This window comes from Sphingosinicella terrae (assembly GCF_003347635.1).
GTDB classification, from domain to species: domain Bacteria; phylum Pseudomonadota; class Alphaproteobacteria; order Sphingomonadales; family Sphingomonadaceae; genus Allosphingosinicella; species Allosphingosinicella terrae.
The window spans coordinates 859,302-879,921 of record NZ_QDFY01000001.1; the positions used below are offsets into that span (position 1 = coordinate 859,302).

General features: G+C 68.2%; 24 protein-coding genes. 16 read left to right on the forward strand and 8 right to left on the reverse strand.

Annotation, left to right across the window (positions count from 1 at the left end):
* Positions 1-53: 53 nt before the first annotated feature.
* The 3 genes from kduD to DDE10_RS04025 all read right to left on the reverse strand — a co-directional run bounded on the left by kduD (position 54) and on the right by DDE10_RS04025 (position 2,827).
* Positions 54-806 carry a 2-dehydro-3-deoxy-D-gluconate 5-dehydrogenase KduD gene (gene kduD / locus DDE10_RS04015; RefSeq protein WP_114951383.1) on the reverse strand — a complete coding sequence of 251 codons (753 nt, stop codon included), beginning with the start codon at positions 804-806 and terminating at the stop codon, positions 54-56.
* Between the two features lie 2 nt (positions 807-808).
* Complete coding sequence (kduI, locus tag DDE10_RS04020; protein WP_114951384.1) at positions 809-1,648, reverse strand: 5-dehydro-4-deoxy-D-glucuronate isomerase; 840 nt, start codon at positions 1,646-1,648, stop codon at positions 809-811.
* A 120-nt stretch (positions 1,649-1,768) separates the two neighbouring features.
* Entirely contained in the window at positions 1,769-2,827 is a 1,059-nt protein-coding gene (locus DDE10_RS04025) for a LacI family DNA-binding transcriptional regulator (protein ID WP_432653699.1), read from the reverse strand.
* Positions 2,828-3,071: 244 nt separating this feature from the next.
* Here DDE10_RS04025 and DDE10_RS04030 point away from each other — a divergent pair, with 244 nt between their 5' ends.
* The gene (locus tag DDE10_RS04030) at positions 3,072-3,872 is read left to right on the forward strand and encodes a 2-keto-4-pentenoate hydratase (RefSeq protein ID WP_114951386.1); all 801 of its coding nucleotides are present in this window, start codon (positions 3,072-3,074) and stop codon (positions 3,870-3,872) included.
* 98 nt (positions 3,873-3,970) lie between these two features.
* Here the strand turns inward: DDE10_RS04030 and DDE10_RS04035 are convergent, their stop codons facing one another.
* Positions 3,971-4,516 (reverse strand): PepSY-like domain-containing protein, encoded by a 546-nt coding sequence (locus DDE10_RS04035; RefSeq protein ID WP_162806270.1) that lies wholly within the window; start codon positions 4,514-4,516, stop codon positions 3,971-3,973.
* A 100-nt stretch (positions 4,517-4,616) separates the two neighbouring features.
* On the opposite strand from DDE10_RS04035, the gene DDE10_RS04040 reads away from it, so the two are divergent.
* From DDE10_RS04040 to hmgA, 3 genes are all read left to right on the forward strand, one after another.
* Positions 4,617-5,909 carry an MFS transporter gene (locus tag DDE10_RS04040; protein WP_114951388.1) on the forward strand — a complete coding sequence of 431 codons (1,293 nt, stop codon included), beginning with the start codon at positions 4,617-4,619 and terminating at the stop codon, positions 5,907-5,909.
* A 138-nt stretch (positions 5,910-6,047) separates the two neighbouring features.
* Entirely contained in the window at positions 6,048-7,574 is a 1,527-nt protein-coding gene (locus tag DDE10_RS04045; RefSeq protein ID WP_114951389.1) for a TolB family protein, read from the forward strand.
* Positions 7,575-7,630: 56 nt separating this feature from the next.
* Positions 7,631-8,917: a homogentisate 1,2-dioxygenase gene (hmgA, locus tag DDE10_RS04050; RefSeq protein ID WP_114951390.1), complete on the forward strand. Its 1,287-nt coding sequence runs from the start codon at positions 7,631-7,633 to the stop codon at positions 8,915-8,917.
* 42 nt (positions 8,918-8,959) lie between these two features.
* Here the strand turns inward: hmgA and DDE10_RS04055 are convergent, their stop codons facing one another.
* On the reverse strand, positions 8,960-9,595 hold the full coding sequence (locus DDE10_RS04055; protein ID WP_114951391.1) for a hypothetical protein: 636 nt from the start codon (positions 9,593-9,595) through the stop codon (positions 8,960-8,962).
* A gap of 111 nt (positions 9,596-9,706) precedes the next feature.
* Here DDE10_RS04055 and DDE10_RS04060 point away from each other — a divergent pair, with 111 nt between their 5' ends.
* Both DDE10_RS04060 and DDE10_RS04065 read left to right on the forward strand, forming a co-directional pair.
* Complete coding sequence (locus tag DDE10_RS04060) at positions 9,707-10,384, forward strand: energy transducer TonB (protein ID WP_114951392.1); 678 nt, start codon at positions 9,707-9,709, stop codon at positions 10,382-10,384.
* A gap of 86 nt (positions 10,385-10,470) precedes the next feature.
* Positions 10,471-12,207, forward strand: a complete 1,737-nt coding sequence (locus tag DDE10_RS04065) for a hypothetical protein (RefSeq protein WP_114951393.1) — start codon at positions 10,471-10,473, stop codon at positions 12,205-12,207.
* 19 nt (positions 12,208-12,226) lie between these two features.
* On the opposite strand, the gene DDE10_RS04070 is transcribed toward DDE10_RS04065, so the two are convergent.
* Positions 12,227-12,664 (reverse strand): globin domain-containing protein, encoded by a 438-nt coding sequence (locus tag DDE10_RS04070; protein WP_114951394.1) that lies wholly within the window; start codon positions 12,662-12,664, stop codon positions 12,227-12,229.
* A gap of 356 nt (positions 12,665-13,020) precedes the next feature.
* On the opposite strand from DDE10_RS04070, the gene DDE10_RS04075 reads away from it, so the two are divergent.
* Together DDE10_RS04075 and DDE10_RS04080 are read left to right on the forward strand one after the other, a co-directional pair.
* Positions 13,021-13,431 carry a four-helix bundle copper-binding protein gene (locus DDE10_RS04075; protein WP_114951395.1) on the forward strand — a complete coding sequence of 137 codons (411 nt, stop codon included), beginning with the start codon at positions 13,021-13,023 and terminating at the stop codon, positions 13,429-13,431.
* A 149-nt stretch (positions 13,432-13,580) separates the two neighbouring features.
* Complete coding sequence (locus DDE10_RS04080; RefSeq protein ID WP_114951396.1) at positions 13,581-13,763, forward strand: hypothetical protein; 183 nt, start codon at positions 13,581-13,583, stop codon at positions 13,761-13,763.
* 24 nt (positions 13,764-13,787) lie between these two features.
* Here DDE10_RS04080 and DDE10_RS04085 read toward each other — a convergent pair whose 3' ends face one another.
* Positions 13,788-15,575 carry a cation:proton antiporter gene (locus tag DDE10_RS04085; protein WP_349356529.1) on the reverse strand — a complete coding sequence of 596 codons (1,788 nt, stop codon included), beginning with the start codon at positions 15,573-15,575 and terminating at the stop codon, positions 13,788-13,790.
* Positions 15,576-15,931: 356 nt separating this feature from the next.
* Here DDE10_RS04085 and DDE10_RS23320 point away from each other — a divergent pair, with 356 nt between their 5' ends.
* Together DDE10_RS23320 and DDE10_RS04090 are read left to right on the forward strand one after the other, a co-directional pair.
* Positions 15,932-16,090 (forward strand): hypothetical protein, encoded by a 159-nt coding sequence (locus tag DDE10_RS23320; protein ID WP_162806272.1) that lies wholly within the window; start codon positions 15,932-15,934, stop codon positions 16,088-16,090.
* 121 nt (positions 16,091-16,211) lie between these two features.
* Positions 16,212-17,006: a phytanoyl-CoA dioxygenase family protein gene (locus tag DDE10_RS04090; protein ID WP_114951397.1), complete on the forward strand. Its 795-nt coding sequence runs from the start codon at positions 16,212-16,214 to the stop codon at positions 17,004-17,006.
* Between the two features lie 10 nt (positions 17,007-17,016).
* Here DDE10_RS04090 and pspF read toward each other — a convergent pair whose 3' ends face one another.
* Positions 17,017-18,093, reverse strand: coding sequence for a phage shock protein operon transcriptional activator (pspF, locus tag DDE10_RS04095; protein WP_114951398.1), 1,077 nt, complete (start codon positions 18,091-18,093; stop codon positions 17,017-17,019).
* Between the two features lie 183 nt (positions 18,094-18,276).
* Between pspF and DDE10_RS23325 the strand changes: the two genes are divergently transcribed.
* The 6 genes from DDE10_RS23325 (at position 18,277) to DDE10_RS04120 (ending at position 20,620) form a co-directional block, all read left to right on the forward strand.
* The gene (locus tag DDE10_RS23325; protein WP_162806275.1) at positions 18,277-18,438 is read left to right on the forward strand and encodes a hypothetical protein; all 162 of its coding nucleotides are present in this window, start codon (positions 18,277-18,279) and stop codon (positions 18,436-18,438) included.
* Between the two features lie 118 nt (positions 18,439-18,556).
* Positions 18,557-19,255, forward strand: coding sequence for a phage shock protein PspA (gene pspA, locus DDE10_RS04100; protein WP_114951399.1), 699 nt, complete (start codon positions 18,557-18,559; stop codon positions 19,253-19,255).
* A 3-nt stretch (positions 19,256-19,258) separates the two neighbouring features.
* On the forward strand, positions 19,259-19,594 hold the full coding sequence (pspB, locus tag DDE10_RS04105; RefSeq protein ID WP_114951400.1) for an envelope stress response membrane protein PspB: 336 nt from the start codon (positions 19,259-19,261) through the stop codon (positions 19,592-19,594).
* The gene (gene pspC, locus DDE10_RS04110; protein ID WP_114951401.1) at positions 19,591-19,974 is read left to right on the forward strand and encodes an envelope stress response membrane protein PspC; all 384 of its coding nucleotides are present in this window, start codon (positions 19,591-19,593) and stop codon (positions 19,972-19,974) included. Before pspB ends, pspC begins: the two co-directional genes overlap by 4 nt.
* Positions 19,975-20,001: 27 nt before the next feature.
* A complete protein-coding gene (locus DDE10_RS04115; protein ID WP_114951402.1) occupies positions 20,002-20,295 on the forward strand; it encodes a hypothetical protein in 294 nt (97 codons plus the stop codon).
* Positions 20,296-20,323: 28 nt separating this feature from the next.
* Entirely contained in the window at positions 20,324-20,620 is a 297-nt protein-coding gene (locus DDE10_RS04120; RefSeq protein WP_114951403.1) for a hypothetical protein, read from the forward strand.

Genomic DNA, 20,620 nt, shown 5'->3' on the forward strand with positions numbered 1-20,620 from the left:
GGTCCGAAGGTGCGTCGCGGCGAGCTTAGCGGCGCTTGCCCGCGCGTCCATCCTCACCGCGCCAGCCAGCCGCCGTCCACCGCGAGGATATGGCCCTGGACGTAGTCCGAAGCCGAGGAAGCGAGGAAGACCGCGGCCCCGCCGAGATCGGCTGGGGCGCCCCAGCGGCCGGCCGGGATCCGCTCCAGGATCTGCCGGTTACGGGTCTCGTCCGCCTGCAGCGCCGCCGTGTTGTTGGTGGCGATGTAGCCCGGGGCGATCGCGTTGACGTTGATCCCCTTGGCCGCCCACTCGTTGGCGAGCAACCGGGTCAGCCCGGCGACGCCGCTCTTCGAGGCGGTATAGCTCGGCACCCTGATGCCGCCCTGAAAGCTCAGCATCGAGGCGATGTTGATGATCTTGCCGCGGCCCTGCTTCGCCATATGCCGGCCGGCGGCCTGGCAGAGGAAGAAGAGCGATTTGAGGTTGGTGTCGATCACCGAATCCCAATCCTCCTCGGTGAAATCGAGCGCATCGGCGCGGCGGATGATGCCGGCATTGTTGACGAGGATGTCGAGGCCGCCGAGCTCGCCGATCGTGCGGTCGACCACCGCCTGCACCGGAGCGGTCGTCGCGAAATCGGCGGGGACGACCAGGGCGCGGCGCCCGAGGCCGCGCACCCGCTCCGCGGTGTCCTCGGCCGGGGTGCGGCCGGCGAGGGCGACGTCGGCGCCGGCTTCGGCGAGGGCGAGCGCGAGCCCCTGGCCGATGCCGGTATTGGCGCCGGTGACGATCGCGACCCGGCCGGACAGATCGAACGGGTTCATGCTCATTGCAGCTGGCAGATGTCGAGGACGTTCATGTCCGTATAGTCCTGGTTCTCGCCGGCCATCGCCCAGATGAAGGCATAGGATTTGGTCCCCGCGCCCATGTGAATCGACCAGACCGGGCTGATCACCGCTTCCTCGTTGGCGACGACGATGTGCCGCATCGCCTCGCCTTCGCCCATGAAGTGCATGACCCGGTCATTGTCGCCGTCGAGCTCGAAATAGAAATAGATCTCCGAGCGCCGCTCGTGGATGTGCGGCGGCATCGTGTTCCAGACGCTGCCGGGCTTGAGCACGGTCAGGCCCATGACGAGCTGCGCGCTGTCGCAGACGCCGGGGATGACGAGCTGGTAGATGGTGCGCTGGTTCGATTCCTCGAGACTGCCGCGCTCGAGCGCATTGGCCTCGGCGATCGACAGCTTGCGGGTCTGGAAGGTCTTATGCGCCGGGCAGGAGGCGAGGTAGAAGCGCGCACCCTGGCCGGCGAAGGTCACGTCCTTCGCCCCCATCGTGACGTAGAGGCAATCCTTGTTGTCCAGCGAGAAGGTCTCGCCGTCGACGGTGACCGTCCCGGATGTCTTGCCGACATTGACGATGGCGAGCTCGCGCCGCTCGAGGAACGGGTGGCCGGCGGCCGAGGCCGGTTCGGTCTGGTCCGGAAGCCGCACGGCACCGGCGCCGACCTGGACGCCGCCTATGACGAAGCGGTCGGCATGGGTGTAGCTGAGCACGACCTCGCCCTCGCGGAACAGGTTCTGGATCAGATAGCGGTCGCGAAGCTCCTCGTTCGAGACGCACTCCATCATGTCGGGATGGGTGGCGTAATAGGTCCTCTCGAACATCGGCATCTCCTCTGGCTTGAAGCGGCGGCGCTCGCGGCGCGCCGGGACTGTCACTCTGGTAACCGGTGTCAACACCGTAGGCAAGCCTGAGGAACGAGCCGGTCTCGGCCGCCTTCCCTCCTACGCCACCTCCGGCTTCGGCGGCGCGACCGACCCACGCTTGACCAGCATCGACGGCAGCATGCTCGGCTGGGAATCGTCGCCGGGCAGGACGACGTCGCCGACCAGCTTGCGCGCCGCGGAGCGCGCCATCGACACGATCGGCCAGCGCACCGTCGTCAGAGGCGGCCAGATATGAGCGGCGATCGGCGTGTCGTCGAAGCCGATCACCGAGAGATCGTCCGGTACCGAGATGCCGCGCTCGCGCGCCGCGAAGACGATCCCGGCCGCCATCTCGTCGTTGCTCGCGAAGATCGCGGTCGGGCGCGGCGACAGGTCGAGCAGGCGGTTGGCGGCGGTGACCCCGGTTTCGAAGGTGTAGTTGCCGCCGGCGATCAGGCTCCTCGCCAGCTTGAGACCGGCCGCCTTGATCGCATCCTCGAATCCCAGCCGGCGCTCCCGTGCCGACCGGAAGCCGTCCGGCCCCTCGATCAGGCCGATCAGCCTGTGCCCGCTCTGGATGAGATAGGCCGTGGCCTCGCGCACCGCCTCGCGGTCGTTCGAGGCGACCATATGCTCGCTCGAATCGAGCTGCGCGGAGCCCATGCGGACATAGCGGCAGCCGACCTCGTCGCAGAGCCGCGCCAGCGCGTCATTCTCGGAGATGGGCGGGAGCAGAACCACCCCGAACAGCCGCTGGCGCTCCAGAAACGCGCGCACGTCGTCGAGCAGCATCGAGCTGTTCCGGTCGACCGGACGCACGACCATCTCGAAATCGGTGCCGGCGAGCGCCTCCAGGATGCCGTGCTGGACGTTCAGGACCATCTGCGCATTGGGATTGTCGTGGATGAGGCCGACGAGAAAGTTGCGACCGAGCGCGAGCGCCCGCGCCTGCGGGTTCGGGACATAGCCGAGCTGGCGGATGACCGCCTCGACCCGCTCGCGGGTCTCGTCGTTGAGCAAAGGCGAGCGATTGATCACCCGGCTCACCGTCTTCTTCGAGACCCCCGCGAGCCGGGCGACGTCGTTGATGGTGGGCTTGGCCGCCCGCGCCGATGCCCCCTGATCCTTGTCCGCCACCGGTGTCTCTCCCACCCCATCGGCTTAGCTCGCTTGCGCAGCGCTCGCCAGCAAAAGCGCGTCGGCGACAATGGCGTGGCGACGAGCATGGATTGACACCGGTTTCCGAATATCACAAGCCCTGCGGCGGAGAGACCGGAATCGCGCGACCGACACGCGGGCCGGACGGATCCGGTTGCTTGCGGGGATTAGGAATGACACCGGTTACTAGATTCGATCCTGTCCTGTCGCGGGAGCGCCGTTCGTGAACGAGACGCACGACGAGACGAGCGTCATCGCGCGGCGGTTCCTCGATGCCCGCCGGCGCGCTTCTCCGCTCACCGGCTATCCCGGCCAGCTGCCCGACTCGCTCGACGGCGCCTATGCGATCCAGGACGCGGCGATCGCCGGCTGGGCGCGTCCGGTGATCGGCTGGAAGGTAGGACGCATCCACCTGCCGGAAGCCGAGCGATTCGGCGCCGACCGCCTCGCCGGACCGATCTTCCGACAAACGGGCGCCGTCGAAGACGATCCGGAGATGCCGGTCTTCGAGGGCGGCTTCGCGGCCGCCGAATCCGAGTTCCTGCTCCGCATCGGCCACGCGCCGAGCGCGGGGAAGACGCGCTTCACCCTGGACGAGGCGGCTGACCATATCGATGCGGTCCATGTCGGGATCGAAATTGCGAGCTCGCCCTTGCCGTCGATCAACGCGCTCGGACCGACTTCGGTGATCTCCGACTTCGGCAACAATAACGGAATCCTCGTCGGCCCGGCGATCGCCCGGTGGCGGGACAGCGGCTTCGAGGATTGGGAGGTCGTCACCCTGATCGACGGCCGCGAGGCCGGCCGTGGCCGCGCCCGCGCCTTTCCCGACGGAGCGATAGGCGCCGCCCGCTTCCTGCTCGAGCTGATGGCGCGTCGCGGGATCGCGCTCCAGCCCGGCCAGTGGATCTCGTCCGGCGCCGTCACCGGCGTCCACGACGCCCGGCCCGGCCAGCGTGTCGAGGCGCACTTCGACGAGGGCTATTCGGTGAGCTGCAAGCTGGCCGCCGCCCGCGGCGAATAGGCCCGCGTCCACGAACGGCCGCTGGCCGCCCCCTTCCCTCCCCGCGCGGACCATCGCCGAAGGTTCCTCGGGGCGGGTTCCCGGGAGCCGGGACGAGATCAGTGCGCCCATTCCTGCGTCAGCAGATCCGCTTCGCGGCCGTTCCAGCGCACCTCCACCTTGCGGCCCTGGGGATCGGCGCCGTCGGGAGCGTAGATCTCATAGATGACGACCCCGTCGGGCTGGACGCTCTCGATCACCCGCGTCGGCTCCAGACCCGGCACATGCGCGCTCGCCGCCTCGCGCACCGGCGACGGCGCAGCGGCGAAGGCGATGTCGCGCTGGGTCTCCACGACGCGCCACGCGGCGCCGTCCTGCATGATGTCGAACTCGATTTCGGACCCGTCCGCGAGGCGGCCCTCGACGTCGTAATAGAGCCGGCCTTCGCGAGTCTCGCGTTCCGCCTCGGCGGGGACGAAGCCGGCCTGCGCCGCCTGCGCCGCGGCGAGGACCTCGGCCGGCACCTCGGCGAGCGGGACGTCGGACTTGCCTGAAGTCTCCACCCGATTGGAGGCCGGCGCGTCGGCCTGATCCTGCGCTTCGGACGCGCAGCCCCCGATCATGGCGGCTATCCCGAGCAACGCAGCAATCGCAGTCTTTTCCACAGCCTTTCTCCCTCCGGTTACGGCGAGGGCGTTGTACATGACACCGGTTTCCCCTACAACCGGCGCAGACATCCGCCAGAGGCGTCGCGGGAGGAACAGAATGGCTTCGAGCAGCAGCGAAGGCGCAAGCGCGACTTCGGGAGGGTGGAGCGTCGGCAGGGTCCGCTGGGGGATCTGCGCGCTGCTCTTCTTCGCCACCACGATCAACTACATCGACCGGCAGATGATCAGCGTCCTCAAGCCGACGCTGCAGGCCGAATATGGGTGGAGCGAGACCACCTACGCCAACATCGTCTTCTCCTTCCAGGCCGCCTACGCGATCGGCTATTTCATTTTCGGCCATTTGATGGACCGGCTCGGCGCGCGCTTCGGCTATTCGCTCGCCGCCGTGATCTGGGGCATCGCCGCGATGGCGCACGCCGGCGCGCGCGGCGCGCTCGACTTCATGATCGCGCGATTCGCGCTCGGCCTCGGCGAATCGGGCAATTTCCCGGCCGGCGTGAAGGCGGTGTCGGAGTGGTTTCCGGCCCGCGAGCGGGCGCTCGCGATCGGAATTTTCAACGCCGGCGCCAATATCGGCGCGATCCTGACGCCGCTGATCGCGCCGATCCTCGTCCTCGCCTTCGGCTGGCGCGCGGCGTTCCTGTTCACCGGTGCCATCGTCTTCGTCTGGGTGGCGATCTGGTGGACCGTCTATCGTCGGCCGCGCGAGAAGAAGAACCTGTCCGTTGCCGAGCTCGCCTGGATCGAGAGCGATCCGGCCGACCCGCCCGGAAAGGTGCCATGGTTGTCGCTGCTGCGCCACCGCCAGACCTGGGCCTATGCGGTCGGCAAGTTCATGATCGATCCGATCTGGTGGTTCTTCCTGTTCTGGTTGCCCAGCTTCTTTCAGACCGAGCACGGCCTCAACCTGATGACCTTCGGGCCGCCGCTGGTCGCCATCTACATCATCTCCGACGTCGGCAGCGTGTTCGGCGGTTGGCTCTCCTCGGCGCTGATGAAGCGCGGCTGGAGCGCCAATGCCGGCCGCAAGACCGCGATGCTGGTCTGCGCGCTGATGGTCCCGCCGGTGATCCTGGCGCCGGGCATCGACAGCCTGTGGGGCGCCGTCCTCCTCATCGGCCTCGCCACCGCCGCTCACCAGGGCTTCTCGGCCAATCTCTACACCCTTCCCTCCGATCTCTTCCCGCGCAAGGCGGTCGGAGCGATCATCGGCATCGGCGGCACGCTGGGCGCCGTCGGCGGCATGTTCATGGCCAAGTTCACCGGGTGGGTGCTCGATTCGACCGGCAGCTACATGCCGATGTTCATCGTCGCCGGATCGACCTATCTGCTGGCTTTGCTCGTCATCCACCTGCTGGTGCCGAAGCTGGAGCCGGCCAAGGTGGTTTGAGGGGGGCGTCACAAGCCCTCTCATCCTCCTGGAACGGGGAACAGCATGGCGCCCCCTCGCCTTTTCGCCATGTGAGCGGTAACATGACTCCCGCATGAGCTGGGCGGCGGCCGCCGACCCGGCCGGGAGGGGGCGCCGATGCGGATCCTGTTCGCTTGCCTGGGCTGGCTCTTCGCGCTCACGGGCGCCGCCGCCGCCGAGCCGATCGTCCTGTTCGAGGACCATCGCGATATCGGCGCCGTGTCCTTGCCCGGCGGCGTCCTCCATGATGCCGTCTCCGGCAGCTACCGGGTCACCGGCGCCGGTGCCAATATCTGGGGCGGCGAGGACGCCTTCCATTTTGTCTGGACCCGGCGATCCGGCGATCTCCACGCCGCCGCGAGCATCGCCTTCGTCGGGCACGGCGGCGATCCGCACCGCAAGGCCGGTCTGATGATCCGCCAGAATCCGACGCCGGGCTCGCCTTATGCCGACGTCATGGTCCATGGCGACGGCCTCGTCGCCCTGCAATATCGCGAGACGCAGGATGGACCGACCCGCCAGATCGTCTCCGACGTCACCGGAGTGCGCGGCGTGCGGCTCGAACGCGAGGGCGATTACGTCTTCTTCTCGGTCGCCGGCGAGGACGGGGTCTTCCGCCATGCCGGCGGGAATTACCGCATCGCCTTGCGCGCCCCCTATCTGGTCGGCCTTGCCGTCTCCGCCCACGACGATCGCCGCACCGAAACCGCGCTCTTCTCCGAAGTCTCGCTGACGGTCCCCCGTCTCGCATATATCCCCGACACCGGGTACCCCGCCGCGGTCGAGAGCAGCCTCGAGGTGATGGAGGTGGACGGCGCGCAGACCCGCCGCGTCGTCCGCCATTTCGACGGAAAGATCGAGGCGCCCAACTGGACTCGCGACGGCCGCTCGCTCATCTACAACAGAGACGGCCTCATCTATCGGATTCCGGTGGCCGGAGGTACGTCCGAGCCGATCGATACCGGGCCGAACCGGCGCAACAACAACGATCATGGGCTTTCGCCGGACGGGACGAGGCTGATCATCTCCGACCAGTCCGAACCCGACAATGTCTCTCGCATCCACATCCTGCCGCTGGCCGGGTCCGACCGGCCCCAGCTGGTGGTCGGCCACCCGACCCATCCCTCCTACTGGCATGCCTGGTCGCCCGACGGCCGCACCATCGCTTATGCCGCGACCCGCCCGGAGACCGACGGGGATTTCGAGATCTACGTCCGCGACCTCGCCGGCGGTCCGGAACGGCGGCTGACGACGTCCCCCGGCGTCGACGACGGCCCCGAATATTCGCCCGACGGCCGCTTCCTCTATTTCAATTCGACCCGGTCCGGCGCGATGCAGATCTGGCGCATGGGCATCGACGGCAGCGGTCCCGTGCAGGTCACCACCGATCCCGATTATCGCGACTGGTTCCCGCATCTGTCGCCGGACGGCCGCTGGATCGTCTTCATCTCCTTCGGCCTCGACATCGAGCTCGGCGACCATCCGCCCAATCGCGATGTCGACCTCAGGATCATGCCGGCCGACGGCAGCGCGGGCCCACGGGTGCTCACCCGGCTGTTCGGCGGCCAGGGCACGATCAATGTGCCGTCATGGTCGCCGGACGGACGTTCGATCGCGTTCGTGAGCTACCGGCTGAAGCGCTGAGCAGCCGCGGCGGCCCGCCCTTCCCCGCCCCTTCGCCCGCGGCTAGAGAAACGGCCATGACCCGCACCTACATGTCCGGCCTCGGCAGCCATTTCGCCACCGAAGCCGCCGAAGGCGCCCTGCCGAAGGGACGCAACTCGCCCCAGAAGCCGCCTTTCGGCCTCTATGCGGAGCAGCTTTCCGGAACGGCCTTCACCGCGCCGCGCGCGGAGAACCGGCGCTCATGGCTGTACCGGCTGCGCCCTTCGGCCGAGCATCCCCCGTATCGCCGTTACGAGGGCGCAAGGCTGTTCGCGCCGGGCACCAGCCCGGATCCGCTGCCGCCGAACCGGCTGCGCTGGAGCCCGCTGCCGATGCCCGAGGCCGCGGCGGATTTCGTCGACTCGCTGGTGACGATGGTCGCCAATCGCGACCCGGCCGATCTCGAGGGTGTCGCCGTCCATCTCTACCGCGCCGAGCGCGACATGGAGGACCGTTATTTCTTCGACGCCGACGGCGAGCTCCTCATCATCCCGCAGGAAGGCCGGCTCGATCTCAGGACGGAGCTCGGCGCGATCGAACTGGAGCCGGGCGAGATCGCCCTCGTTCCCCGCGGCGTCCGGTTTCGCGTTCTGCTGCCCGACGGGGCGGCGCGCGGCTATGTCGCCGAGAATCACGGCGCGCTGTTCCGATTGCCCGAGCTCGGTCCGATCGGCTCGAACGGCCTCGCCAACCCGCGCGATTTCCTGACGCCCGAAGCCGCTTATGAGGACCGCGAAGGCCGCTTCACCCTCGTCCAGAAATCGCTCGGCTCGCTCTGGGTGACCGAGCTCGACCACAGCCCGCTCGACGTGGTCGCCTGGCACGGCAATCTCGCGCCGTTCAAATATGATCTCAGGCTGTTCAACGCGATCGGCTCGGTCAGCTACGACCATCCCGACCCGTCCATCTTCACCGTCCTGACCTCGCCGAGCGATGTGCCGGGACGGGCCAATGCCGATTTCGTCGTCTTCCCGCCGCGCTGGATGGTCGCCGAGGACACCTTCCGTCCGCCCTGGTTCCACCGCAACGTGATGAGCGAGTGCATGGGGCTGATCTACGGCGACTATGACGCCAAGGCGGAAGGCTTCGCCCCCGGCGGCCTCAGCCTCCACAATCTCATGGCCGGACACGGCCCCGACGTCGCGAGCTGGCGCGGCGCCAGCGAGGCGACGCTCGCGCCGCACAAGATCGAAGGCACGATGGCCTTCATGGTCGAGAGCTGCTGGCCCTACCGGCCGACGAATTTCGCGCTCGAGACCGAGGCGCTGCAGCGGGATTATGATCAGGCCTGGGGCGGATTCCCGAAGGCGCAGCTGCCCTGAAACAGGGCGGCGGCCCCTTTGTCGAGGATGCGCCCCGCGACCTCAGTCCTTGCCGCCTCCGTCCGCAGTCGCGACGGCTTCGTCGGCGCCAGGCTTGCCACCGGGGCCGGCGCCGCCTGCCGGATCGCCCTCGGCAGCGGGACTTCCGCCGGCGGCGGCGGCGCCGCCTGCGCCATTCGCGGCCTCTTCGGCGGGATTGCATTCCCAGCGGAAGTCCGTGCTTTGCGGATTCTCGCGCGTGGCGGTGCAATTCACGCTCGCTTCGGCCCCGCTCGCGTCGCGAATGCGGCCGCTTCCCCGCATGCCGTCATCGTCCGCGCGCTCGAGGTCGATCTGGGCCACCTCGATCTGGCGGCCGCGATAGAATTCCCGGATATTGTTCTCGATGCTGGCGATCGCGGCATCATCGACCGTGGGAACGCATTGCCAGTTGATCTCCGTCCCCTCGGTGCGGCGTGCCGTGCAATTGAGCCGGCTCTCGGCGCCGCTGGCGCGGTCCCGCACCACCGCGAAGCCGGCGAAGGTGCCATCCTCCTGCTGCGCGAGATCGACCTGAGTGACTTCACCGCGCGAGGCGAGATTCTCGCGGATCGAGTCCTCGACTTTCGCTTCGTCGTTGAGAAAGTTGCAACCGGCGAGCGCGAGCACCGCGCCGAGTGAAATGACCATGACTTTCATGAATTGCCCCCACTTGAAGCTTAGGGGCCCATTTTTCCGCGTATTTGGCGCCCATGCAAGACAGCGTCGCCCCAATCGACAAACTGAGAATGCGTCGATTAATGATGGCAGATGGCAGAGTTGATCAGGATCGCCTTCCCCGCGCTGCTGCTGGCAGGTGCCCCGGCAGCGTGGGCCGAGAGCGCTCCTGCGGGCGATCGGCCGCCCGTTCGCGCCCGCGCCAGCCTCGGCGACTATATCTCTCCCGATGAATATCCGCCCGAAGCCAGGCGGCGGGGGGCGGAGGGCACGGTCAGGCTGGTCGCCTCGATTTCTCCCGAAGGCCGCGTCGTCGACTGCCGGATCACCGGCTCGAGCGGTGACGCCGGCCTTGACGATGGCACCTGCCAATTGTTTCGCGATCGCGTTCGCTACACCCCGGCGCGCGATGCCGGAGGCCACGCGGTTCCGGACAGCGTGCCGGCGACCATTGCCTGGCGATTGCCGGAGGCGCCCGCCGTCGCCGCCCACGCAAGGGCGAATCTCGCCTCCTATGTGAGGTATAATGACTATCCTCGGACGGCGCTCGCCCGCAACGAACAGGGGCGGGTCAGTTTCGAGCTCGACGTCTCGTCGCGCGGAGAGGTGAGTTACTGCGTCGTCACCCGATCGAGCGGCAGCAGCGCGCTCGACGCACGCACCTGCGAGATCATGCGGGAGCGTGCGCGATTCGAGCCGGCGCGCGACGCCGAAGGCAATCCCGCCCCGGACACGGTCCGGGCCGACTTGACCTGGAGGATCGTGCGCTAGTTCCCTGCCCATCCGGCCGCTTCGGAACTCTGTCCTCCCCGGCTCGTCCGACCCGAGCAGCTGCAACCGACGAAGGCGCGTTCCTCTTGATCCAACTCGGCCGAACGATCCTGCTCTGGCTCGCCAGACACGCGCTCGCGCTCATCCTGATCCTGATCATCCTGATTGCCGGACGCTATGCGTGGGAACCGGTACGCAACTGGGTCCGCGCGCAGAGCACGGCGGCGCAGAGCCTGCCTGCCGCGCGCGCCGCTCATGCCGACGCCCGCGACCGCTTCGAAACCTATGCCGCGGCCAGGGCGCAAGAGATCGAGCTGGAGACGGCGCGGCTCGCAGAAGCGCCCGCAGCGGCCCTGCGCGCGCGGCGCTCGGCCATCGATCCCGCGCTCGCCGAAGTGCGGAAGGAGCGGCTCGGCGGCGGCGCCCTCGCCCTGGCCGCAACGCAGGGCGATTCGGACGCGCTTTTCGCCCATGCCCGCGCCGGCGCCGAAATCGCCCTCCTTGAGCGCGAGCGAAACTATATCGACAGCCTGCTCGCCGCCCGCGCCAGCGACAGCCGCCGATCCAGCCTGGCGGCGCAGCGACAGGATGCCGCCCGCCGCGTCGCCGCCAGCCATCGCCAGTGGCTCGCCGCGCGCGACCGTGCCGCCGCGCTCAACCGGCGCCCGCTCGCCGGCCCGCGCAACTTCGTCTGCCGCAATGCGCGGCCGGGGATCGGTTGCGATCATTATCAGGCGCTGCGCGAGGCGCGGGCGGACATGGCGTCGGCGCTGGCGGCGAATCGCCGCGCCCATGCCGAGATCCGCGCCATCGACCGTAGTCTGGGCGCGATGACCGCAGCCCGTGCGGCCGCCGCGGATGCCGCCGCCCTCTTCGAGGCGGAGCGCGCGGCCACGGCGGCGCGCCTGCAACAAGCCGAGCGCGCCCTTCGTGCGAACTGGCTGATCTGGATCCGACGGCCGATCGTCGAGATGCTGCCGACCGCGCTCGCCATCCTCGCCGCGGCGATGCTGGCGCCGCCCTTGGTCAAGGCCTTCCTCTATTTCGTCATCGCCCCGTTGGCGGCGCGGCGCCGCCCGATCCGGCTATTGCCCGGCGATCGCGGCGAAATCGCCGCCGCCAGCGCGGCACCGGCCGTGTCGCAGCCTGTCCCGGTCACGCCGGCCGATGAGCTGCTCGTCGTCCCGGAGGCGGTGCAGAGCACGCCCCATGATGCGGCCAAGGCGACCCAGTGGCTGCTGCGGACGTCGATGCCGCTCACCAGCCTCGCCGCCGGAATGGCCGGGCTGATCCGGATCCGTTCGCGCCGGCCGGAAACCGTCCTGGTCTCGGCGACGGCCGATCCGCTGGCCGAGATCGCCCTTGTCGAGATGGCGGCGGGTTCCGCCCTGGTGCTGCGACCGCGCGCGCTGCGCGGTCTGCTCCAGCCGATCGGACGTCCCGTGCGGATCACCCGACACTGGCGTCTCGCCCACCTCTCCGCCTGGCTGACGCTGCAGTTCCGCTACATCGTCTTCCACGGTCCCTGCACCCTGATCGTCCAAGGCAGGCGCGGAGTCCGGCTCGAGCGCGCGGCACGCGGGCGCGGGATCAACCAGGCGGCGACGATCGGCTTCAGCGCGGGACTTGCCTATTCGGTGCGCCGGAGCGAGGCGTTCGGCGCCTATCTGCTGGGCCGCCAGGACTTGTTCAACGACAGCTTCGAAGACGGTGACGGCTTCTGCCTCTACGAGGAGATGCCGCGCGAGGGCGCCCGCGCCGGCTTGTGGGGCCGCGGACTCGAGGGCCTGGGCGACGCCGCGCTCAAGGTCTTCGGGATCTGAGGCGCCGCCGATCCTGCCTTCAGCCGAATCGGCTCAGCCGTGCCGGTCCCGTCTCGACGGGAGCCAGCTCGCGGACGACGAACCAATAGGCGTCGGTCCATGCCGAAACCATCGCCGGGGAGAGCCGCGGACCGAGCGTCTCGCGTAGGACGCCGCCGAGGGCGAGGCCGAAGCGCGAATAATGGCGTCCATCGATCTCGAGGCGGCGATGTTCGGCCGCTTCCTCGCGCAGATCGCCCACCTCGCGGCCTTCAACGAGATCCCCAGCGGCGCCGAGGAGCAGCCTGACCAGAACGAGCGCGGTGATGTCGCCCTGGCCGAAGGCCTCGTCACTGGTCTCCATCGCCACCAGCCGTTTCTGCATCGAGGCGGTGACGCCATCGCGGTGACGTTCGAGAATGGCGAGAGACTGAGCGAGTGCGAGGCGGGTGTTTTCGGCGATCAGGTTTACGGACATGTCGGCGTTCCGTTGCTCCCCCGGAGGAAGGATGTGGCGACGTGGGCGCGGAAGCTCGCTTCCCGGGGCGGACGATCCGGCGACGCCTGCCATGCCGGCGAGCCCGGCCCGATCTGTGTCCCCCCGGGTGCCTGCGCTAGCCGCGCGAATCCACCCGAGGGCAGCACGTGAACCAGGTACCGGCCTCATGCAGTCGCAAACGCTCGAAGGCGGGGAAATGCCGCATAAACATGAGTCTAACGGTGCCTGCTGGGGATCGCAAGGCATGTCGCGGAACCGGCGCGCCGCGCGCCCGTTGGCCCGACGTCGCTGCGCGAGCGACGCTGCCCGGCCGTTCGTCGAAAAGGGATTCCAAGATGCAAGTTCGCGAGATGCTCTCGACACATCCCAACGTGAAGGGCGACGCCAACGATGCGCTGCTGCGATGCATCGAGGAATGCTATGCCTGCGCCCAGGCCTGCACGGCCTGCGCCGACGCCTGTCTCGCCGAGGAGAGGGTCGCCGACCTGCGCCAATGCATCCGTCTCAATCTCGACTGCGGCGATATCTGCGCGGCCGCCGGCGCTGCCGCCACGCGCCGGACGGGCAGCAACGAGGAATTGCTCGTCCAGCTCCTGACCGCCTGCGCCCTTGCCTGTCGTCTTTGCGGCGACGAATGCGAGCATCATGCGGGGATGATGGAACATTGCCGCGTCTGCGCCGAGGCGTGCCGCCGCTGCGCGGATGCCTGCAACGAGGCGATTCGGTCCATCCGCAGCGTCCGCTGAAAACGAGCGGCGGCGCGACTCCGCCGGTTCGACGTCGGGCGCGGAACCGGAAGCGTTCCGACGCGTCATGCAGCCCGATCGTCGCTTACCGGCGTCGCCCCCTGATCCAGGTTATGGAAGAATGGGGGGTCGGATCGAAAAGGGGGAATATGAACGATATCTCGCGGCTCACGGAAAAGGCCTATTACCTTCTGCGAGCGGAATCCGAGCTGCGGATGGCGCGGCGGGCCCGGCACGAAGCCGCGGCGAGGGCACATTTCATGATCGCCGGACTGTGCCTCGACAAGGCCCATCGGACGATCGGCAGCGATCCCGGCCTGGCCAGTCCCTGACGCGTCGACGCGCGTCTCGCTCCGTCAGCGCGCGGGCGGCGCGAAGCTGATCAGGACGTCACTCGTCTCGGCCGCCGGTTTCGCGCCGGAGCCGAAGAAGAGCAGTCGCCCGTCAGGCTTCAGCACCGCGACGAGCAGGCTGCCCTCCTCCATCGTCGCCTTCTTGTCGCCGAAGGTGAAGCGTTCCGTCAGCTCCGTTCGCCGGAAGCGCCAGCCCGCTTCGTGCCGGGCGACCAGCGATTCGATCGACGCCTGATCCTCGAGCAGCACCCGGCCGCGATGGTGGAGGGGCGGCCGCTCATCGTCGACGCCGATCTGCGCCACCGCATGATAGCCCATTTCGGGACCCAGATCGGTGCAGATCAGGGCGTTGCGCGCCGGGCTTCCCGTCGCCGCGACGAGCTGCTGGAAGCGCGACAGATCGACGAGATCGTCCGTGACCTCGCTCAATATGTCGCCGCGATAGACGGCGAGACCCTCGCGCACGGCGGGTCGCAGCGCCAGCCGGCTGTCGTCCGCCACCGTCACCTCGACTCCGAGTTCCGCCAGGAAGCGGCCGAGGGCGATCGTCCAGGGATTGGCCCCGACCAGCAGCAGACCCCGCCCCTCGCCCTGGTCGATGCCCAGGCGGCGGGCGAACGCATTGGCGGTGAAACCATGCGCGACGATCGTCGCCACGACGACCCCGAACGAGAGCGGGATCAAGGCCTCGGCGCCCGGTACCCCATGCTCCTCCAGCCGCAACGCGAACAGGCCGCTGATCGCGACCGCGACGACGCCGCGCGGCCCGATCCACGCGACGAAGGCGCGCTCGCGCCAGGGCACGCCCGAGAAAAGAAGGCTGGCCATCACGGTCAGCGGCCGGACGACGAACAGGAGGAGGACGAGGAAAAGGAGGAAGCGCAGCTCGAAGGCGCGCAACGTGACCCAGTCCAGGGTCGCGGGCAGCAGGATGAACACGCCGGAGACGAGCAGCACGCCCAGATCTTCCTTGAAGCGGCGCAGGCTCTCGAACTCGTAAAGACGGCTGTTGGCGATGACCACGCCCATCACCGTCACCGTCACCAGCCCGGTCTCATGGTAGATGAGATCGGCTGCGACGAAGCTCGCAATGACCGAGACGAGCAGCACCGGCGCCTTCAGATATTCAGGCACCAGCCCGCGCCGGAACAGCCAGGTCAGCATCATCGCCACCGCCACGCCGAGCGCGGCGGCAATGCCCGTCGCAATGGCCACCTCGGCGGCGATCTCGGCAACGTTCCGCGCGGTACCCTCATAGGTGATCCACGCGAAGATGAAGACGGCCAGAAGGGCGCCGATCGGATCGTTGACGATTCCTTCCCAGCGCAGGATCTGCGCCGGCCGCCGGCCGATATTGAGGTTGCGCAGCAACGGCCCGATCACGGTGGGACCGGTCACGACCATGATGCCGCCGAACAAGGCGGCGACCGCGAGCGGCAGTCCTCCGCCATAATAAGCGGCGGCGGTACCCAAGGCCCAGCCGACGGGGACGCCGACGACGACGAGCCCGAGCACGGCGCGGCCGGCCTTCGACGCGCGCAGGTCTCGGAAGTTGAGGCTGAGGCCGCCGTCGAACAGGATCACGGCCACCGCGAGCTTGATGATCGGCTCGAGCAGTGGCCCGAAGTCCCGCTCCGGAACGATCACGCCCGTGACCGGGCCGGCAACGAGTCCGGCGAGCATCATCAGCGCGATCGCCGGTCGACCGGTCCGCCAGGCGATCCATTGGGCGCCGATTCCCAGCAAACCGATCAGCGCGATCTTCACCATCATCGAGTCGATGAAGTCCACGCCTGCTCAGTCCTTTCTTTTCGGCCGCCGCGCTGATCTCGATGGCATCTTCCGGTGAAGGCGTCCGCGCCCGACGTCAACCTCCGCGGCCTCCGACGGCGATCGGCAGGCCGTCGGCTTCGTCGCGCCGCGCGGCGGCTTCGTCGCGAAGCCGGTTTCCCCGCCAGGCCGAAGCCGTAGGAGGTCGCGGATCAGACCGTGGACTAGCTCGCGCCGTGCGGCTCGGCCCGTCCCATGGCAGGCACGATTGACACGATCGACACCCGGCCGAAACCGAATTGTCGATGAAAGTCAGGCTCTTGTGCCCTATATGCAGGGCCTGGCAACGCGGCAGGACAGGCCGCCGGAGAGGAAAGATGAACGTTCGCAAGACGCTGAAGAACCCGATCATGCTGACCCTGCAGGGCTTCGCCGCGGGTGCCTTGCTGTTCTTCGCGGTTCATCCCTTCGCCGGCCACGACGTGCCGGAGCCGCAGCCCTCGGCAGGATCGGTGCTGGAGTCGATCCAGGCCTGATCGCGCGCGTCTCGGCGGCGCTGCCGAAGCGCGCTCTCGCGCGCAATCTCGCCCTCCTCACCGGCGCGCGCCTGCCCTAGCCCGCGACGCGGCGGCCGGTTCGCGCCATCCGACCTGCACCATGGCCCAATCCGACACCCCCCGGCTCTCGGCCGGCGAAATCGACCAGTTCGTTCATCGCGGGTTCGTCCGGATCGACGGCGCCTTCTCGCGCGATATGGCCGCCACCGCCTGCGACATCCTTTGGCGCGAGGCCGGTTGCGATCCCGACGATCCCGCGACCTGGCCCGGACCGGTCGTGCGCCTCGGCCACCAGGCCGAGCCGGTCTTCCGCGAAGCCGCCAACGCGCCGATCCTTCTGGAAGCGTTCGACCAGCTCGTCGGGGCGGGCAATTGGCAGCGGCAAGGCGGCCTCGGCACCTTCCCGATCCGATTCCCCTCCCCCGACGAACCCGGCGATACCGGCTGGCATGTCGACCCGAGCTTCGGCTTCGAGAATCCCGATTTCCTGTCCTGGCGGCTGAATATCCACTCGCAGGGCCGAACTCTGCTGATGCTGTTCCTGCTCACCGACGTCGGCGAGGCGGATGCACCGACGCGGCTGCGGGTGGGATCCCATCGGGACGTCGCCCGCGACCTGGCGCCTCATGGCGCGGCGGGACGGACTTTGGGGGAACTCGCCGCCGACGACTTCGCCAGCTCGGCCGATCGCGCCGTCGCGCTCGCCGTCGGCGAGGCGGGAACGGTTTATCTCTGCCATCCTTTCCTGGTGCACGCCGCCCAGCCGCATTTCGGAACGCGGCCGCGAATCATCGCTCAGCCGCCGCTCCTTCCCGCCCCGAACCTGGATCCCGAGGAGGCGGTAGCGCAGGACTTCCCGGTCTGGCGCGCGATCCGGCTGGCGCTGGACGGCTGAACCCGAACCCCTAGCCCTGGATCTGGTGCCGCCGCAGCGCGTGCCGCAGCTGATCGTAGGTCAGGCTGAGCGCCGTGGCCGCCTGCCGCTGGTTCCAGCGGCATTTCTCGAGGGCGGCGGCGAGGATCGCCTTCTCATATTCGGCGACCGCCAGGCGGAAGTCGGCGCAACTGCCCGGATCGAAGGCATGGGACGCCGCTTCCATCGCCTTCGCGGCCTGCTCCACCACGGTCGTGGGTTCCTCCGACTCGACGGCGCCGCCGCCCGGCAAGGCGCGATTCTCGTTCGCCACGGGCCGCGGCTCGAGCGGACCCCAGGGCGCTTCGAACGGATCGAACTGGATCTCGCCGATCGGCCCGTCCCGGCCCTCCCAGCGATAGACTGCGCGCTCGATGACGTTCTTCAGCTCGCGGACATTGCCGGGCCAGGCGTAGGCCTGGAGCCGTGCCATCGCGTCCTCGCTGAAGCCGGGCCAGCCTTCCCAGCCGAGCTCGACCGCCATCCGCCGCGCGAAGAATTCGGCGAGGACCGGAATGTCGCTCTGCCGGTGCCGCAGCGGCGGCAAGGTGACGACCTCGAACGACAGGCGATCGAGCAGGTCGGCTCGGAACCGGCCCTGCTCGACCAGCCGTGGCAGATGCTCATTGGTCGCGGCGACGACTCGCACGTCCACCCGCACCGGCCTGCTCGATCCGATCCGAGTCACGTCGCCATATTCGATCGCGCGCAGCAGCCGGTCCTGGGCCGGGCTCGACAGCGTCGCCAGCTCGTCGAGGAACAAGGTGCCGCCATTGGCCTCCTCGAACCGGCCCGGCCGCGCCTTGGTGGCGCCGGTGAAGGCGCCGGCTTCGTGGCCGAACAGCTCGGCTTCGATCAGCGTCTCGGGCAAGGCGGCGCAATTCATGATAATGAGCGGACCATCCCATCGGGAGGAAAGATGGTGGAGTCGCTCCGCGATCAGCTCCTTGCCCGTCCCGCGCTCGCCGATCACCAGCACCGGCCGATCGAGCGGCGCGGCGCGGCTCGCCCGCTCGACGGCGTCGAGGAAGGAGGAGGATTGGCCGATCAGCTGGACGTGACGTTCCATCGCCACTTTTTGGCGTAATTCGCCACCTCTTGGCAAGAGCTTATCGGTTCAGGGGAGGTCGGAAGAAGATTTTTTCGCGCTTTTCCGCCATTTTCCGCACTTGGCACGTACCCTGCTTAAGAAAGGGAGTCACCGCCGATGGTCGGCGGGACGAGACGAAGACCCAGGTTCAGGAGACCGGACATGACCCTTTTCGATCGCCTCTCCCGCGTCGCCCTCGCCACGGTCGGCGCGCTCGTCCTTTCGACCCTTTCGGTGGCCGCCGCGATCGGCCCTGCCCAAACGGGCGCAGTCGACCGGACGGTCATCGCCTCGATCCACGACGGGGTCAGGGCGCATGGCTGAGCCGAAGCCGGTGAGGATCGTGGTTGATCGCGAAGCGCTGGTGCGCATGAATGCGCCGCGTGAATCCGCACGGTCCGGCCCGGCCCGGCCCTATCTTTCTGCCAAGGAGCTTTTCCCCATGGGTATCTTTTCGCGGACGCGCGATATCATTGCCGCCAACGTTACCGACTTGCTCGACAAGGCCGAGGACCCGGCCAAGATGATCCGGATGATCATCCTCGAGATGGAGGAGACCCTGGTCGAAGTCCGCGCCTCCGCGGCCCGGACCATCGCCGACCAGAAGGAGTTGCGGCGCCAGATCACCAAGCTCGAGCGGCTTCAGGAAAGCTGGGTGGAGAAAGCCGAGCTGGCCTTGTCCAAGGGGCGCGAGGATCTCGCCAAGGCCGCCTTGTTCGAGAAGCAGAAGGCCGGCGACATGGCCGTCGAGCTCACCGCCGAGATCGAGGTCCTCGACGACGCGCTTCGCGCTTCCGAGACCGATATCGCCAAGCTCCAGAACAAGCTGCGCGAGGCCCGCGCCCGCCAGACCGCGATCATGACCCGGATGGAGAGCGCCCACAATCGAGCCCGGCTGCGCGAGCTTCATTCCGGCCCCAAGGTCGACGAGGCCTTCTCGCGCTTCGATGTGCTCGAGCGCCGCGCCGACCTCGCCGAGGGACATGCGGACGCGCTCGGCCTCGGCGGGCCGCCCAAGAGCCTGGACGAGGAGATCGCGGAGCTCAGGAGCTCCGACAAGGTCGATGCCGAACTCGAGGCGCTGAAAGCCTCGCTGGCGAAGCGTACGAATGGCGGCGAAGCTCAGAAGAAGGAAGACTGATCGATGGGCGACTTCCTGTTCCCGATCGTCATCTGCGCGATCCTGTTCATCGGCTTCCCGTGGGTGATCTTTCACTACATCACCAAGTGGAAGACGGCGGCGACGCTCACCACCGAGGACGAGAATCTGCTCGACGAGCTGCACGACGTGGCGCGCCGGCTCGACGACCGGATGGCGACCATCGAGCGCATCATCCAGGCCGAGAATCCCAATTGGCGCGCCATCGCCCACGATCCGGCCGGAATGGGTCTGGAGCCGCGGCTGAGCCGCAGCTTCGATCCCGACGCGATCGGCGACGACGGCCGCCTCAGCAACCAGCCCCGCAGGAGGAATTCATGACCGGCCCGCGCACCCGCTTCTACCTCGACAAGCAGAATGCCAAATGGTCGGGCGTCTGCGCCGGGATCGCCGATTATACCGGCATGGACGTCACCCTCGTCCGCATCGGTGCGGTGCTGCTGACCCTGCTCGGCGGCTTTCCCTGGACGCTCATCGCCTACTGGATCGTCGCGGCGATGGCGCCGAGGAAGCCGCTCTCCTTCTACGAGCAGGATCCGGACGAGAAGAAGTTCTGGCAGGGCGTGCGGGCCAATCCGCGCCGCACCGCCCGGGACGTGCGCTCCCGCTTCCGTGAAATCGACCGCCGTCTCGCCGACGTCGAGACCTATGTGACCAGCTCGAACAGCCGCCTGGCGCGGGAGATCGAGCAGCTGCGCTGACCGCGAACACCGGCAGGGGGAAGACACATGAATTTCGGCGGACCCAATTTCGTCATCGCGATCATCCTGATCACGACGCTCGGCTGGGTGCTGACCAGCTGGATCCGGGCGAAGCACGGCTATCCGGTGACCGACGACTGGGGCAACACGGTCCATCCGTCGGCCGGCCCGGAGGCGACGCGCCAGATCGAGCTGCTGACCGACGAGAATCAGAAGCTGCGCGGCCAGGTGGGCCGCCTCGAGGAGCGCATCGCCGTGCTCGAGCGGATCGCCACCGATCCTGCCGAACGCACCGCCCGCGAAATAGACAGGCTGCGCTGAGCGGTTCGGCGTCAGGAGGGGAACGACCATGGACACCAATCTCACGATTTTCCTGGTGCTGGTGGTGGCGATCTCGGCCGCCATGATCGTCACTATCCTGACCACCTGGATCCGGGCGCGTCACGCCATCCCGACCGACGAGGAGCTCGCGCTCAGGACGGTGCGCGGCAACCAGGACGAGGATCGCAAAGTGCCCAAGCTGGTGGAGCAGAACGAGCGGCTGACCGCGGAAGTCACCCGGCTGCACGAGCGGATCGCGGTACTGGAGCGGATCGCCACCGATCCCGCCGAACGGACGGCCCGCGAGATAGACAGCCTGCGCTGA